The 14914-nt window shown below is 46.3% G+C and carries 14 protein-coding genes; 11 read left to right on the plus strand and 3 right to left on the minus strand.

The window, feature by feature from the left end:
- Positions 1 to 182: 182 nt before the first annotated feature.
- The 3 genes from MHI27_RS02880 to MHI27_RS02890 all read left to right on the plus strand — a co-directional run bounded on the left by MHI27_RS02880 (position 183) and on the right by MHI27_RS02890 (position 2742).
- Positions 183 to 464 (plus strand): hypothetical protein, encoded by a 282-nt coding sequence (locus MHI27_RS02880; protein WP_076285888.1) that lies wholly within the window; start codon positions 183 to 185, stop codon positions 462 to 464.
- Positions 465 to 648: 184 nt separating this feature from the next.
- Positions 649 to 1209 (plus strand): GNAT family protein, encoded by a 561-nt coding sequence (locus MHI27_RS02885; protein WP_341127092.1) that lies wholly within the window; start codon positions 649 to 651, stop codon positions 1207 to 1209.
- A gap of 24 nt (positions 1210 to 1233) precedes the next feature.
- Complete coding sequence (locus MHI27_RS02890; protein WP_042184634.1) at positions 1234 to 2742, plus strand: MDR family MFS transporter; 1509 nt, start codon at positions 1234 to 1236, stop codon at positions 2740 to 2742.
- 114 nt (positions 2743 to 2856) lie between these two features.
- Here MHI27_RS02890 and MHI27_RS02895 read toward each other — a convergent pair whose 3' ends face one another.
- Positions 2857 to 3324 (minus strand): MarR family winged helix-turn-helix transcriptional regulator, encoded by a 468-nt coding sequence (locus MHI27_RS02895; protein ID WP_042123913.1) that lies wholly within the window; start codon positions 3322 to 3324, stop codon positions 2857 to 2859.
- 343 nt (positions 3325 to 3667) lie between these two features.
- On the opposite strand from MHI27_RS02895, the gene MHI27_RS02900 reads away from it, so the two are divergent.
- The 3 genes from MHI27_RS02900 (at position 3668) to MHI27_RS02910 (ending at position 7212) form a co-directional block, all read left to right on the plus strand.
- Positions 3668 to 5011, plus strand: coding sequence for an MFS transporter (locus MHI27_RS02900; RefSeq protein ID WP_405175533.1), 1344 nt, complete (start codon positions 3668 to 3670; stop codon positions 5009 to 5011).
- Between the two features lie 201 nt (positions 5012 to 5212).
- On the plus strand, positions 5213 to 5953 hold the full coding sequence (locus tag MHI27_RS02905; protein ID WP_042184638.1) for an ABC transporter ATP-binding protein: 741 nt from the start codon (positions 5213 to 5215) through the stop codon (positions 5951 to 5953).
- Entirely contained in the window at positions 5950 to 7212 is a 1263-nt protein-coding gene (locus tag MHI27_RS02910) for an ABC transporter permease (protein ID WP_042184640.1), read from the plus strand. Before MHI27_RS02905 ends, MHI27_RS02910 begins: the two co-directional genes overlap by 4 nt.
- Before the next feature lie 68 nt (positions 7213 to 7280).
- Here the strand turns inward: MHI27_RS02910 and MHI27_RS02915 are convergent, their stop codons facing one another.
- The gene (locus MHI27_RS02915; protein WP_076285885.1) at positions 7281 to 8549 is read right to left on the minus strand and encodes an NAD(P)/FAD-dependent oxidoreductase; all 1269 of its coding nucleotides are present in this window, start codon (positions 8547 to 8549) and stop codon (positions 7281 to 7283) included.
- 277 nt (positions 8550 to 8826) lie between these two features.
- Between MHI27_RS02915 and MHI27_RS02920 the strand changes: the two genes are divergently transcribed.
- The 3 genes from MHI27_RS02920 (at position 8827) to nadE (ending at position 11978) form a co-directional block, all read left to right on the plus strand.
- On the plus strand, positions 8827 to 10449 hold the full coding sequence (locus MHI27_RS02920; protein ID WP_143764114.1) for a nitrogen regulation protein NR(II): 1623 nt from the start codon (positions 8827 to 8829) through the stop codon (positions 10447 to 10449).
- Positions 10450 to 10565: 116 nt separating this feature from the next.
- Positions 10566 to 11000, plus strand: a complete 435-nt coding sequence (locus MHI27_RS02925) for a BrxA/BrxB family bacilliredoxin (RefSeq protein ID WP_042184644.1) — start codon at positions 10566 to 10568, stop codon at positions 10998 to 11000.
- A 168-nt stretch (positions 11001 to 11168) separates the two neighbouring features.
- Positions 11169 to 11978, plus strand: coding sequence for an ammonia-dependent NAD(+) synthetase (nadE, locus tag MHI27_RS02930; RefSeq protein WP_042184646.1), 810 nt, complete (start codon positions 11169 to 11171; stop codon positions 11976 to 11978).
- Positions 11979 to 12064: 86 nt separating this feature from the next.
- Here the strand turns inward: nadE and MHI27_RS02935 are convergent, their stop codons facing one another.
- Positions 12065 to 12886, minus strand: coding sequence for an alpha/beta hydrolase (locus tag MHI27_RS02935; protein ID WP_405175534.1), 822 nt, complete (start codon positions 12884 to 12886; stop codon positions 12065 to 12067).
- A gap of 207 nt (positions 12887 to 13093) precedes the next feature.
- Here MHI27_RS02935 and acpS point away from each other — a divergent pair, with 207 nt between their 5' ends.
- Both acpS and mutY read left to right on the plus strand, forming a co-directional pair.
- The gene (gene acpS / locus MHI27_RS02940; protein ID WP_405175535.1) at positions 13094 to 13492 is read left to right on the plus strand and encodes a holo-ACP synthase; all 399 of its coding nucleotides are present in this window, start codon (positions 13094 to 13096) and stop codon (positions 13490 to 13492) included.
- Positions 13493 to 13529: 37 nt separating this feature from the next.
- Positions 13530 to 14912 carry an A/G-specific adenine glycosylase gene (mutY, locus tag MHI27_RS02945; protein ID WP_405175536.1) on the plus strand — a complete coding sequence of 461 codons (1383 nt, stop codon included), beginning with the start codon at positions 13530 to 13532 and terminating at the stop codon, positions 14910 to 14912.
- Positions 14913 to 14914: the final 2 nt, after the last annotated feature.

A 14914-nucleotide genomic window follows, 5' to 3' on the forward strand; every position in this document is an offset into this window, starting at 1 on the left:
TGTAACTAACAACATAGTACAGCTATGAGGGGTACGTCAAGACACAACATTGTTTTGTAATATTTTGGGATGGGCTATGATCCCTCTGTAGCGCTGAACCCTTGTGATGATGTTTCCAATGAACTGTCATAGGGTAATGCAAGAGTAAATACCGAAGGCTTTGTTGCCAGAAGGAGTGGAATATGCGCGCTGATGTACAGAACTTGTTCATAGGAATTCACATGCTTTATTGTGCTCATGATAAAGATGTGACGATCTCGGAGATGCTGCTCGGACTGGAAGACATGGGGTATCGTGTAGGAGAACGCGAAGTGAAACAGGAATTGGAAAAGCTGACGCTGGACAACTTTCTGACTGCACATAGTGAAGGGTACAGTATTACTGGCACGGGTATTGAAGAGTTCAAGGATATTCGAGCCAAACTTCAGGTGCTGTGTAGTGAGGTTATTCAGGGAGCAGACTGAAATCATTTAAAGCAAAGTTCCATAAAAGCGTCTGTATCAAGGGAGAATTAACCTTCTGGTGCAGGCGCTTTTTACGTGAGAGGATACAATTTGTTCTTTTCAAAGTTAAAGAAATTAGAACTTTTAGCTTAAGGATATACTCTTGAATGATGTATAATTGATAAGTTGAAGGGGGAGCGGAGAATTGTATCTATGCAATGGAGTGACACCTACACTGATCGGTAGAAGATTAAAATTATGTGCTATGACTACTGAGCATGCTTCAGCGTTATTTCAGGTTTGGTCTCATCCGGAAGTTTCTCTCTGGCTGGGTGCACCGGCATTATCCTCTATAGAAGAGACGAAGCAGCTTATCGACCTTCTATCACAGATGGCTCAGGAAGAGGAGAGCTTACGTTGGAGTATTATTGGACCAGGGGAGGAAGTCATAGGTAGCTGTGGATATAACCATTGGCAGCTTCAGGGAGCTTACCGTGGTGAAATTGGCTGTGATCTGTCGCCTACCTTTTGGGGGCTTGGATATATGAAAGAAGCGCTTGGGCTTGTACTCCATTTTGGTTTCAATACTATGGGCTTGAATCGGATTGAAGCGCTCTGTCATCCTGATAATATCCGTGCGGAGAGGCTGGTTCATACGCTTGGATTTCAGAAGGAAGGCGTATTGCGTCAATACAGGCAGATCGCTTCCGGCTTTCAGGATACTGCTCTCCATGCTCTACTGCGCGAGGAGTGGCAATCCACTTAATACATAAAGAGAGGGTTTGGAACATTGAAGTCAACAGGGGATTTAGAACGTAAACTAATATTAACAGGGGTACTGCTGGCCACGTTTCTGGCGGCTATTGAAGGGACTGTAACAGGACCAGCCGGGCCGGCGATTGTAGGCGACTTTCAGGGAATGCAGTGGCTGAGCTGGATATTTACTTCATATTTACTGGCAATGGCTATTACTACACCTATTTTCGGCAAAATCAGTGATCTGTTCGGACGCAAGCCTGTATTCATGTGGGGAGCGGCTGTTTTTTTACTAGGCTCATTATTATGCGGCATATCTCAAAGTATGGAACAGCTGATCCTGTTTCGCGCGATACAGGGGATCGGTGCGGGTGCACTTATTCCAATGACCTTTACCATTATCGGTGATATTTACAGCATTGAAGAAAGAGCAAAGACACAAGGGTTGCTAAGCTCTGTATGGGGGATTTCCTCTTTGGTAGGGCCACTGCTTGGTGGCTATGTGGTAGATTACTTAAGCTGGCGCTGGGTATTTGTATTCAATCTGCCATTTGGCGTGTTGGCAATGGTATTTATTGCGCGCTACCTGAAGGAAGAAAAGGTGCGTCGGAAGACACAGATCGATGTGCCAGGCGTCCTTCTGTTCGCGGCAGGCATGGGTGCTCTACTCTTTGGACTCTCCACGGGAGGGCAGAACCTGGCATGGACCTCTCCGTTATTACTCGCAACACTGGGTGCAGCGGTTATCCTGTTAATCCTATTTTTGCTTGTGGAGCGCCGTGCACCAGAGCCTATGCTTCCGCTGAACCTATTCTCAAATCGTAATATCGCAGTATCAACGGGTGCCAACCTGCTTGTTAGCACATTAATTATTGGACTTTCTACGTATATCCCTTTATGGGTTCAGGGCGTTTCTGGAAAAAGCGCTGCGATCTCAGGCTTGCTGCTTGCGCCAATGTCTGTAGGCTGGATGTTTGGGTCAATCGCAGGCGGACGGATGATTCTGCGAGCGGGTTCTCGCCGAACGGCAATGCTTGGATTAATGATGATTGCTGCTGGAGCTATTGGTCTGGTTTTCTTGACAGGAGAGTCTTCACAGGTAATCCTTTTATGCCTGATGCTGGTCTGTGGGGTAGGTTTCGGATACTCCTCTACGGTCTTCACGATTATCGCTCAGTCGTCGGTTGCATATGATCAACGCGGTGCGTCCACAGCACTTAATGCATTTACAAGGTCACTAGGTCAGACCATTGGGGTGGCTATTTTCGGTTCCTGGCTGAACTTGAATATTGATCAGCTGTTGCGAAAACAACCGGATTCAAACGTTACAGGTGATGATATTAATAAGCTGCTAGGCTCGCATACAGGCACTAACCTCTCCGGCGAAGTATCAAACAGTTTACGTGGTGCACTAGAAGGGGGACTTCATTCACTATTTATTGTGATGGCAGTTTTCGCAGTCTTGTCACTAGTTATATCTTGGGGTTTGCGCAAGGGTGTACCTTCGGTAGAGGATGCTACGTCGTCTTTGAAAAAGGCATAACTCATTCTCTAAATCACATAAAGAAGCCCGACCGGGTATTTACCGGTCGGGCTTCTTCGTGCAATAACAGCTTGTCTAACACATATGAAGTAAAAAGCAGCCTAACCTCTAGCTCTACTTACGGGGAAGAGGGGAAAGTTTCTCAGCTTGCAGACCCATCTTCTTGAGTAGAGTGATCATTTGTTCCTTCTCTTCATCATTCAGTCCGCTGAAAGCAAGATGAAGACGCTCTGAGTATTTCGGATACATCTCATTCATGAGACGTTCGCCTTCCGCGGTCAACTCTGCGAAAATCACACGACGATCACTTGGACAAGGCTTGCGTTGCAAATAGCCGCGTTCTTCGAGCTTGTCGATAACGTAAGTCACGTTGCCGCTCTGTAGCAGTAGTTTGGCACCAATTTGTTGAATGGGCTGTGGTCCCTTATAGTACAACACTTCCATGACGGCAAAGGCAGTAGGGTTAAAACCTTCAATTTTGCTGCCGGTAACAGCATGCTCATTAATACTCTTGAATGATTTGGCAAATACCCGGTACAAATGTAGTGTTAATTGTGTATCACGTTCATAAGATTGTATCATGCTTCTCCACCCTCTATCGTTAATCATGTGAACTCGTCGCACGTCTGTAATCATATTAATTAGTGCACGGTTTACCTGTGCAACGAACTTTGAGATAACAATAGAATACGTGAAAGATCGAATGAAGAACATGTGATTTGTCACAATGAGCAACTTTTAATTATTAAAAATCAAACAATTTTTTGAAGATGCTGAAATTGAATGTTTTTTTACTTCAGTCTCTGAAAGGATATCAATTTCATCCCCCGGTTCAGTGTTATTTACGCCTCCAGACGGATGAATGACAATCCCCAATATTTTACTATTATTTCATTGAGAAATAGTAACGGGGAGTGAAGGAAGGATGGAGGAACATCATATTGATGGTTTAAAAGAAAGTAAGCTAACCGCAAATAAGCCATTCATGCTGCTTATTGCGGCACAGCTTGTATCGAATGTAGGAGACTGGTTGCATATACTAGCGCTACTGACAATGGTAGGGTTTAAATGGAATGCCACACCGTGGGAAATTACGGCTATATCTTTATGTATGGCAGTGCCTTTGCTCTTAGGAGGACCGTTTGCAGGTTACTTAAGTGATCGTTTTAACCGCAAGGCACTAATGATTGGTTCGGATATAGCCCGTGCAGCGGTTGTTATTTGCTTGGTATTTGCAGGCTCGCTGTGGCAGGTTTATGTACTGCTGCTGGCTAAGGGATGTATGGATGTGCTGTTCTCTCCGGCCAAAAGCGGAAAGATTAAGGAACTTGTTCCTGCGGCTCAGATGGATAAAGCAATGGCGCTTAGCTCATCTATAGAGCAGATAACTAAAATTGTGGGTCCAGCGCTTGGTGGATTGCTAGTTGCAGCCTTCGGCATATCTGTTTGTTATATGATCGATTCTGCTACATTCGTTTTATCGGCGATTATTTTGCTTGGATTACCGCGTACAGCTGTGATAAAGAAGGAGGATACGGAAGCAAGCGGTGGGGATACGGAGGTGCGTAAATCCTTCCGCCAAGAAATGTCGGCAGGTCTGCATGTGATTGCAGGAATGCCTGTAGTGCTGTGTGGCATTGTTATGCTAGTACTGGTGCTGCTAATGCTACAGATCGGAGACTCTCAGATTGTAACGTTATTCCGGGAGATTCCAGGTGTGAACGGAGATCTGCTGGGGTGGTGTGTAGCAGCCAGTGGCTTTGGAACCTTGCTATCTGCGCTGCTTGTAAGCCGATTAGGCAGTGGTAAGCATCCGCTTATTTTTATGGGATTAGGTGCTGTAATCATGGGCGTTGTCTTCTCAAGTGCAGGGATCGTAACTGCTCATGGTCAAGCCGGAATCTGGATGAACATTGCTTTGTTTGGGTCCTTCATGTTTGCTGGTGTGGGTGCAGGACTAGCGTTTATCCCCTTCAATTCAATGCTCCAGCAACGGACACCTGCGGAATACACGGGTCGTGTATTTGGAACCATAGGCAGCCTGACAAGCGCAGCTGTTATTCTAGGACCTGTAGCCGGTGGAGCCTTAGTGACAGCATCTGGGCCGGTATCTGCCTTTATTCTATCTGGTTTGCTTACAGGATTGCTAGGACTAGGGCTGTTAATGCTGCGTGGTAAAATCGAGCGCAGGGATGAAGCGGCGATCAAGAAGCAGGAAGGAATAGCTGCGACGAATAACATTGACCTTGTAGGACAGACCTCCCTTTGATGGGAGGTTTCTTTTATTCGCTATTGCGCAGGGCTTAAGTTATTATTGTGAAAAAAGCAGCTTGATTATTTTCAGGAAAAATATATAGTACGATTAGATAAGTTGCGATTGCCTCTGTTGATCATTTGAATATCATTCATATACGCAATAGGGAATGCAATTTATAATAGTATTTATTAGAAGTACTAGGAGATGGAGAGTATGGAAAAAGAAGAAACTACAGTGGATACCGAGAGCTATGACGACATTGTGCTCGATGTTGAGATCGATGAAGCTGGCTATGAAGCGGGAGATCCTTGCATATTCGATATTTCTTTTCAAGTGAAGCGAGGTCAACTGCTCGGACTGATCGGACCTAATGGTGCTGGGAAAAGTACAACCATTAAGACCCTGCTTGGTTTGTTGAAGAATACCAAGGCTAAGGTGTCTTTTAGTGGAGTTAATAAATCTTACGCTTATGTACCGGAGCAACCTGTGTTTTATGAGGATTTGACATTGTGGGAGCACTTGGATTTAGCGGCCGCTGCCTATGGACTGAAGTACGAACAGTTCGAAGAAACTGCAGAAAGACTGTTGAAGCAGTTTGGTATGGGCCATGTGCGCAATGATCTTCCAGCTGGATTCTCTAAGGGCATGAAACAAAAAATGATGCTAATGCTTGGCTTCTTGGTACAGCCGGATGTTTATATTGTGGACGAGCCATTTATTGGTTTAGATCCGCGCGCCACTAAAGATTTCCTGCGGTTGCTAGAAGCGGAGCGGAAGCGCGGAGCTGGTGTATTAATGTCTACGCATGTACTGGATACAGCAGAGAAAATATGCGATGATTTCGTATTGATCTCCGGGGGAAAGGTTGCCGCCTCAGGAACACTCGAAGATATACGTGATTATGCTGGACTGCCGGAGGCGTCGTTGTTTGATTGCTTCGACGAATTAACATGAGTAAGCAGGGACAGCGGGCGTTTGCTTTTTCTAACGCTAAACAACTATTCAGACGGCGGCTATTCTCTCATTGGCGTGAGCAATCCGCTATTATCCGTACGGCGGCTGATTGGACCGTTCTTTTATATATTCTTATTCCCGGGGGATTATTGGGAGGGCGTTTGTATTATGGGTTCTGGAATGAGGCGCTACCGGCTTGGAGTGTGAATTTGCCGTTTATGCTCATTCCTTCATTATTAGTGCTCTTGATCTGCAACGGGGGCTTGGTACTGTTATTGCAGGAAGGCGATCTATTATTTCTTAGACAACGGCAACGATGGATGAATACGATCCTATTTCGCGGGTTGCTCTACAGCCTGATTGTAACCTCGCTGAAGTTCTGTGTAGCTTTTGCACTGTTACTGCCTTTTCTGATTCGGGGATTTGAGATGACGTCATCGGAGGTATGGGCGCTGTTCGCTCTGACCTTGGCGTGCAGTTGGTGTGTTAAGTTACTTGGACATCTTGTAAAAGTACAGAAGCAAGGTTGGCGTCGCTGGTTATGGCTATTTCTGGCGATCTCCGTCCCGAACGCTATTTATTTCAGAGTAGCTAGCCTTTGGAATGATCGCCCGCTCATCATATTGCTGAGTGCGGTTGTATTCACAGTCGTTGCAATATTTGCTTTCCGGTGGCGCTTATTGATGCGTGGGACATTTATGAACGATGTGCGCGAGGACTACAAGCAGCGAATGAAGATAGCGGCCATACTGCTCCGCCATGTTCTGGATAAACCTCGCCCGACTCGCCATAAGCCATGGATTTTCCGGAAGTCGCAGCCTTTGCTTAAATCAAAGACTGCCGAGAGCCGTTTCTCTGCGGCAGCGATTAAGGCACTCATACGGAATCCGGCCCATTTAAAGCTTTACTTGGCTTTCACTGCCGTGTCCGCGGTAGCGATCCTTATCATTCCATCGGGATTTAAATGGCTAGGATTTGTAGTATTAACATCGCTTATGACTTTTTGGCTGTTTTCGTTCTGGTCTTTGTTTGTTGGGGATGATTACATCGGGATACTTCCATTTACGAAAGAACAAAAGGCTGAAGCGGGTATGCATGCGGTCCCTATTTTATTACTTCCCTTTACAATGATTACCTCCGCACTAATCTGTCTCTCTTTATATGGATGGTGGGGGATCATCTTGTTCGTACCGGTTGGATACATGGTTGGACTCTTTATCAGCAGAATATTTGGTACGTTCCGATTGGGCAAAGATTGATAGATAGATAAAAAAAACAGCGTGACTTGAGAAACCTCTCAAGTCACGCTGTTTTTAGTTGCAACGTATTAACTAAGGCGAAGGTCAGCAGCATGTTTGCCTGCTGTATATCCAGTAGAGAACGCTGCTGTTATATTGTAGCCACCAGTGTAGCCATGGATATCGAGTACCTCTCCACAGAAGAATAACCCTTGCATAAGCTTAGATTCCATTCTTTTGGGATCGATCTCTTTCAGATTTACGCCGCCACCCGTAACAAAGGCTTCGGACAGGGAGCGGGTACCATGAACATTAACGGGCATCCTTTTCAAGATACCTGCTAGCGCATGCAATCCATTCTTGGATACATGATGACCCGTAATATCTCCATCCAGGTCAGCTTTAGCTAACAAGAGGGGAATGAGACGTTCTGGCAGCAGCCCCTTTAGTGAATTGCGGATCGCTTTCTTCGGCTCCTGGTCCAGCTTGTCCTGCAGCGATGATTCCACTTCTTGCAAGTTCAGATCAGGGAAGAGATCGATGGACATCTCAACCGTGTCATTCCCTGATTTACGCTGGACCTGTCTCAGAAATTGGCTGCAGCGCAGCGCAATTGGCCCGGATAATCCAAAATGGGTGAAGATCATATCTCCGCGATGAGAAATGACCTTCTTTCCTTTTGGATTCCATACAGTAAGTGTCACATCGCGTAGCGACAATCCTTGCAGCTCACCGGATTTAATCCACTCTTCCCGTGAAATAATCGGTACCTCTGTCGGAAATAGCTCAGTAATGGTGTGGCCTGCGGCTTCAGCCCATGGGTACCCATCTCCAGTAGAGCCGGTCTGAGGAACGGACTTTCCTCCGGTGGCGATGATTACGGCAGCACTGGAAATCGTTTTGCCCGAGCCCAGCTGAACGCCCTTAACGGCCCCTTCTTCATATATTACATGTGAAACAGGACTATCCGTCATAATCTGCACACCTAGACCCCGTACTTTGTTAATTAAGGCGGAGACGACGCTGGAGGCCTTATCGGAGACGGGAAACATCCGTCCGTTGTCTTCTTCCTTTAATGCAATGCCTAAGCCTTCAAAAAAGGCAATGATATCTTGATTATTAAAATGGTCGAAGGCGCTATACAAAAACCGCCCGTTTCCCGGGATATGGGAGATTAACTCATCTCTCTCCTTGACGTTCGTTACATTGCAGCGTCCGCCACCAGATATCCCGAGCTTTCGTCCTAGCTTAGCTCCCTTGTCGATCAGTAGTACGGATGCCCCGTGTTCTGCTGCGGCCACGCTTGCCATTAATCCCGAAGGGCCGCCACCTATGACGATCACATCGAAGTTGCTCATGAAATTTTACTCCTTTACATGTTAAGACACGGGTGTTACTTCGTGTTTTCCTAACGGAATCATACCATTCTGACTGTCATGTAACCAGTCTTGTCCGCTCACTTGGTTATAATCGTTGTCAGGAGAGTAATCCTGTGCTTTAATCTAGTCATGTAGGGGAATTTGTCCATTTTGGGGTGTGATTGTAATTATTGGCGCAATTAAGGATATATTATTGCAAATATCGGCAGCATGCTCCTTTCTTTTTCTGATTCAGTGGTGGGTGGACCGAGGGCTTGTGGCTCGAAAAAAAGGTAGTTTCCCGGATAATCAAACTTTTTTGGTTTTGGCGTGTGCGTTAAGTCTTATGCTATGCTCTATTCTTTCGACGACTTTATTCGGTATTGCTTATTTGAATTTAGGAATGATTCCTGCTTATATCGGTATTTTATATGGAACTGTACGTTCAGGCATTCTGCTGTCCATCTTTTTGCTTGTCTGTAATATATTCATTGCAGAGCCAGCAGGAATAAGTAATATGATATTAAATTCAGGAATATTATTATATCCGTTGCTGTTTGGGCTAGCTAAGCCTTTTAAGAAAGGCACAGTGGTAGAGAAGATAGGTATGTTATGGATGGTTCTTTGTCCGAATATGTTGTTCATTGCACTTGTGCCTATTATAGGTGGAAAAAATATATATGAGGCTCATTCTGGCGAGTCACTTTTGATTACTTTGTATCTATTTTTCAGCATCGCACTAGGTGGTATTTTTGTTTATTTTGTTGAAATGGTCTGGAGTAGTTGGCGGGCTAAAGTACATATGGAAAGTATAAGTGATAATTTCCAGTTGGAGTCTGAGAAGCTGCAGCAGATTACAAATGTAGTACCTCTGAGTATTATGTCCCTGGATGATCACGGAGTTGTGACCGACCTCAATGATTGTATGTTGGGAATGACACGAATTCATTATCCCAATTTGAGAAGGGAAGATATTATTGGCAAGCCGGTTAGGGAATTTTTTAATGGTTCAGCGGATGTTGATGCATATATGAGGGTACGGGATAACATTCAGCATAAACGGCGTTCCCATGAGCGAATGATTCATGGAACGCGGATCTATCAAATTTATTCAGCACCACTAATGCATAAGAACTCAGGATTAACGAGTGGAGTGGTACTCATTGCACAGGATATTACGGATGAAGTGAAACTCCGCTCAGAGCTGGATCATGTGGAACGTTTGAGCTTAGTAGGGCAGATGGCTGCCGGAATTACCCATGAGATTCGTAATCCTATGGCGGTAGTTCGCGGATTTTTACAGCTAATGAGAGAAAAGAGCTCGGATGATTTGGATTCTTATTATCAGATCGTATTAGAGGAGCTGGATCGGGCGAATAGCATTATTAATGATTTTCTATCGCTGGCGCAAAGCCGGATATCCGATAAGGAGAAAGTGCTATTACACCGAGTTATAGAAGAAGTCAGTCCGCTGCTGTGGGCGGATGCTAATCTTCGTGGTCAAAGTGTTGAGCTAAAGCTGAACGCATCCATCCATGAATTGGAGTTAAACGTTCGGGAAATCAAGCAGCTTATCCTTAATTTAGGCCGAAACGGCATGGAGGCTATGGGATCCAAGGGGATTCTGACACTGGAAACACATAGTACTCAGGAACAAGTGGAGCTGATTGTAAGGGATAGGGGAATCGGTATGTCGGACAGTCAACGAGAGAAGTTGTTTTCCCCTTTCTTCACAACAAAAAGGGAGGGAACGGGTCTAGGGTTATCCTTGTGTCTCAGTATTGTGGAACGGCATAACGGTAAAATAACTGTAGATTCTGTAGAAGGAGAGGGTACAGTATTTACCATCTCATTCCCTTTAGTAAAGGAAGAATATAGCGAAGCCATGCTTGCGGATTGAATCAGGTTACTGTAGCATCTCTTGCTTTCACAGAGTATGAATGTATAATAAAGTTAGTAAGTACTGCTGTAATGTTATCTGACAAAACAGTAATTAGTGAAGGAGAGTGCAGAGAAATGTCCATGTCTTTTAATCAATATATGAGAGATTCGATTCAGCCTATGCGTGATGACCTTACAAGCATTGGGTTTCAGGAGCTTATGACTCCAGAAGAGGTGGAAGCCACTCTTCCTACCGCAAAAGGTACGGCGCTTGTAGTCGTGAATTCGGTCTGTGGTTGTGCCGCTGGACAATGCCGTCCTGGTGTAGCTCAGGCATTGCAAAATGAGATCGCTCCGGATCACTTGTTCACAGTGTTTGCAGGTCAAGAGAAAGAAGCTACTGCTAAAGCGCGTGAATATTTTGCTCCTTATCCGCCATCTTCCCCTTCCATCGCATTGATGAAGGATGGAGAGCTCGTTCATTTTATTGAACGCCATAGTGTTGAGAATCGTTCGGCTGCTGAAATTGCTGCTGAGTTGAAAGAAGTTTTTGATCGTTTTTGTAAGTAAAAAAGTTATTCCATATAATCTCGCATTAGTCGGTAATTCGGCTGTTGCGGGATTTTTCAAAATATAAGAGCGATAATGGGATAGAATATACTTAGAAGCATAGAGCTTCACTTGGTATGGATATTTTGATGGATATGGAACCATTTCTGATGGAACGGGGTGTGGTTTGTGAGTTTACAGGAAGAAATTATTGCTGATCTTGGTGTGAAGCCAACGATTGATGTAGAAGCAGAGGTACGCAAACGGGTTGATTTCTTAAAGTCGTACGTGCTGAAGGCAGGTGCCAAAGGATTATTGATCGCCATTAGCGGCGGGGTGGACAGCGCGGTAGCTGCGGGTCTGTGTAAGCAGGCTACGGACGAGCTGTCGGCTCAAGAAGGCACAGAGTATATTACGCTTGGCGTATACCAGCCATATGGTGTTCAAGAGGATATCCAGCACAGCTATGATGTCGCAAAAGCTTTTAATCTGACCCATACCGTGGAGACAAACATTGAGGAAGCTGTAAATGAGATTGCGCTTGAAGTTGAGCATAGCCTGAAGTCCTTGGGCCAACATCGTCATATGACCCATCAAGGCAAGGGGAATGTTAAAGCGAGAACACGTATGGTTATGCAATATGCGCTCTCTTTTGAGAACAATCTGATTGTAGTAGGGACGGATCATGCTTCAGAAGCCATTACGGGTTTCTACACCAAGTGGGGGGATGGTGCTGTAGATATTACACCTCTATCCACACTTAACAAACGTCAGGTTCGTCAATTAGCTGCTCATATTGGTGTGCCTGCGGATATTGTTACTAAAGCACCTACGGCAGGCTTATGGCCGGGGCAGACGGATGAAACCGAGCTGGGCATTACTTATGACGATAATAGCGATTATTTGGAAGGCAAACAGGTTAACCCTGAGGTAGCGGAGAAACTCGAGAATTATTACCGGAGAACGGCGCATAAGCGCAATGTCATTCCTGGAATTTAGAATAGGTAGAAGTAGAAACCGCCACGGGTCTGCGTTGTAGCAGCTCTCGTGGCGGTTTTTTGTGAGATGGATAAGCTACAAGAATCTTAGTTAGCCAGCGTTTGATCGATAAAATTAGTGGTCGAAGCAATCGCAAGCTCCAATTGTGGGGTAGTACCGGCAAAAGGATGCACAGTACCGAAGGTATGATTACCCTCAGGAATATGAACCCAGTTAATATCGGGTCGGAGTTCAGTGAGCTGCTCAGATCCTTGCCGGAGGTGCGCTCCATCCAGACTGCCTTGAATAAGAACAACTGGGAAGGACGCTGTCTTCATGCGTTCAAGGATATTATAACGTTCTTGTTGGTTCTCCATATCTTCTAAAATAACAGCATCCAGCGGCATTTGTTGGCCCGTGCGTGCATTAAGGACGTGGGTTCGTCCTGTTTGCTTCATCTCCTGCTTTTGTTCTTCCGTCAACAAATCGAGCTTCGTAACCCCGTTCCAGGAGATGACCCCGCTAACTTCACTGGGATGGTCAAGCGTGTAGACCAGACAAATTCCCCCTCCAAGACTATGTCCTAAAAGGAATAAGGGTAAGCTGCCGAATTTCGGGTGCTGGCTAAGGTAGGACAACAGTATTTCTATGTCCTTCAGCTCGCGACGAAAGGTGTTGCGGGCGAATTTTTCAAGCTCGGTAAAATGCAGCAGATCCTCTCCGATTCCAGCATGAGAGAAGTTGAAGGTGATCACTTCATGATCTTGGCTGAGAGTAGTGGCTATGTAAGGAAACATCCCCCAATCTTTGAAGCCCTTGTAGCCGTGTGCAATAACGATAAGGCTCTTAGGTGCTTCTTGGGCAGGAAAGTGTGAGCAGCGGAGAACAGCGTCTTCACCAGCGGGTATTTCGAAATTACGATGCTGCATAGGGTAATCCCCTCTCTCTATATATAAATAAAGTAAATCAGCAAGTCCATCACGAAGGCGCCTAGATAGACTTCCAAAGCATTTTCTTTTAAGATAGCAGAAAGAATCTTATAGGACTATAATTTAAAATTGAAATGAATGACCTGTATAATGATCATACCATTATTGAAGTAGTATAGGATACACGTCCATAAGGAGCGTGAAATTTTGATTTACGGAATCGGACATGATGTGTTAGAAATTGAGCGAATCTCAGAGGTAATGCGCAGGGGACAGGGCAAGAAATTCAACCAGCGCATCCTAACGGAGCATGAGTACCAGCTTGCTGAGCAACGAGGTGGAAGGTTGGCTGAGTTCGTAGCCGGGCGTTTTGCTGCCAAGGAAGCCGTTGTGAAGGCTTTAGGCTGTGGCATTGGTAATGTGGTTGGTTTTCAGGATATTGAGATATTACCTGACCGTAAAGGTAAGCCGGAAGTAACCTTATCATGCGAAGCCTGGAGCAGACTAGATCTACCTGAAGGACAGAAGTATACCATTCATCTTACGATAACACATGGCCGTGATTTGGCTTCAGCTTTTGCGGTGGTGGAGGAGCTAGGTTCATGAATTGAACCGTGATTATAGAAGGGCAAGGAGAGTTACAATGAAACAACAAGAACGACAGGATTTGCAGGAACGAGAAGAAGGACGAGAGTTAAAAAAAGTACAAGATCTGCAAGATCAAGATGAACGACCAAAACAGCTGGATTTTAAAGAAGGACAAGATAAACAAGATCAGGAGCTGTGGGAGGCCAAGCAATATTTCAGTTATCATTTGCTGGAGTGGTATCAAGGGCAGAAACGGGATTTGCCATGGCGCAGGCATCGCAATCCTTATTATATTTGGATTTCTGAAATTATGCTGCAACAGACAAGGGTAGATACGGTAATCCCTTATTTTAATCGTTTTATTGAACGCTTTCCGACGGTGGAGTCACTCGCTGACGCCCCTGAAGAAGACGTGCTTAAGTGTTGGGAAGGCTTAGGATATTATTCCCGCGCACGTAATATACAGCATGCAGCCAAGCAGGTAAAGGAGCTTTATGGTGGACAGGTGCCGAATGACCGTGATGCGGTGTTCAGCTTAAAGGGAGTGGGTCCTTACACAGCAGGGGCTATTCTCAGCATCGCGTTTAATCGGCCAGAGCCAGCGGTAGATGGTAATGTAATGCGGGTGTTGTCCCGATACTTCCTCATCGAGGATGATATCGCTAAGGGACCCACCCGCGTGAAAATGGAGCGCCTGGCTGCTGAGCTGATCCCGGAGGGGGAAGCTGCCTCATTTAATCAGGCGCTTATGGAGCTCGGGGCGCTCGTATGCACCCCGAAATCACCGAGCTGCTTAACCTGCCCGGTGATGGAGCATTGTGCTGCGCGCCTGGCGGGCTGCGAGACTTCGCTGCCCGTCAAGACCAAGGCCAAGCCGCCGCGCCCAGAGGAGCGGCTGGCGGCCTTAATCGAGGGCCGCGGTACCCACGCGGGCCAAGTGCTCATCCGGCAGCGGCCACAAAGCGGGCTGTTAGCCCGCATGTGGGAGCTGCCGCACTGGCAGGCGCCGCCAGCGGAAGGCGGCGCTAAGAACGCGCGGCTGCCGGAGGCCGCGGCGCTGGACCGGCTGCGCCGGTCACTGCGGCAGGCCGGGATCTCCGCCCGGCCTGAGGAGCACTGGATGGCTGCTGAGCATATCTTCAGCCATATTGTGTGGACCCTGCAGGTGTATCGGTGCAGGGAGGAGGACGCCCTTCCGCTGCCAATAGCGGCAGAAGTACGGGCAGCCTACACCGCGGATGTAGGCCTGTTCCCAGAGATGGACAGCAGCGTGCCCGTCGAGAAATTTGAGGACGGTAATGCTAGTCCAGAGGATGGCGGAGCTGTTCGCTGGATCAGTCGTGAGGACATGGCTAATTATGCGTTCCCTAATGTCTTCTTGAAGCTGCTGAATCTTTATTTCGATGAGCAGGAAGAGCTGGCGAAGTCGGGGAAGTAGAG

The sequence above is a fragment of the Paenibacillus sp. FSL H8-0261 genome, assembly GCF_045040645.1.
Lineage (GTDB): Bacteria > Bacillota > Bacilli > Paenibacillales > Paenibacillaceae > Paenibacillus_AQ.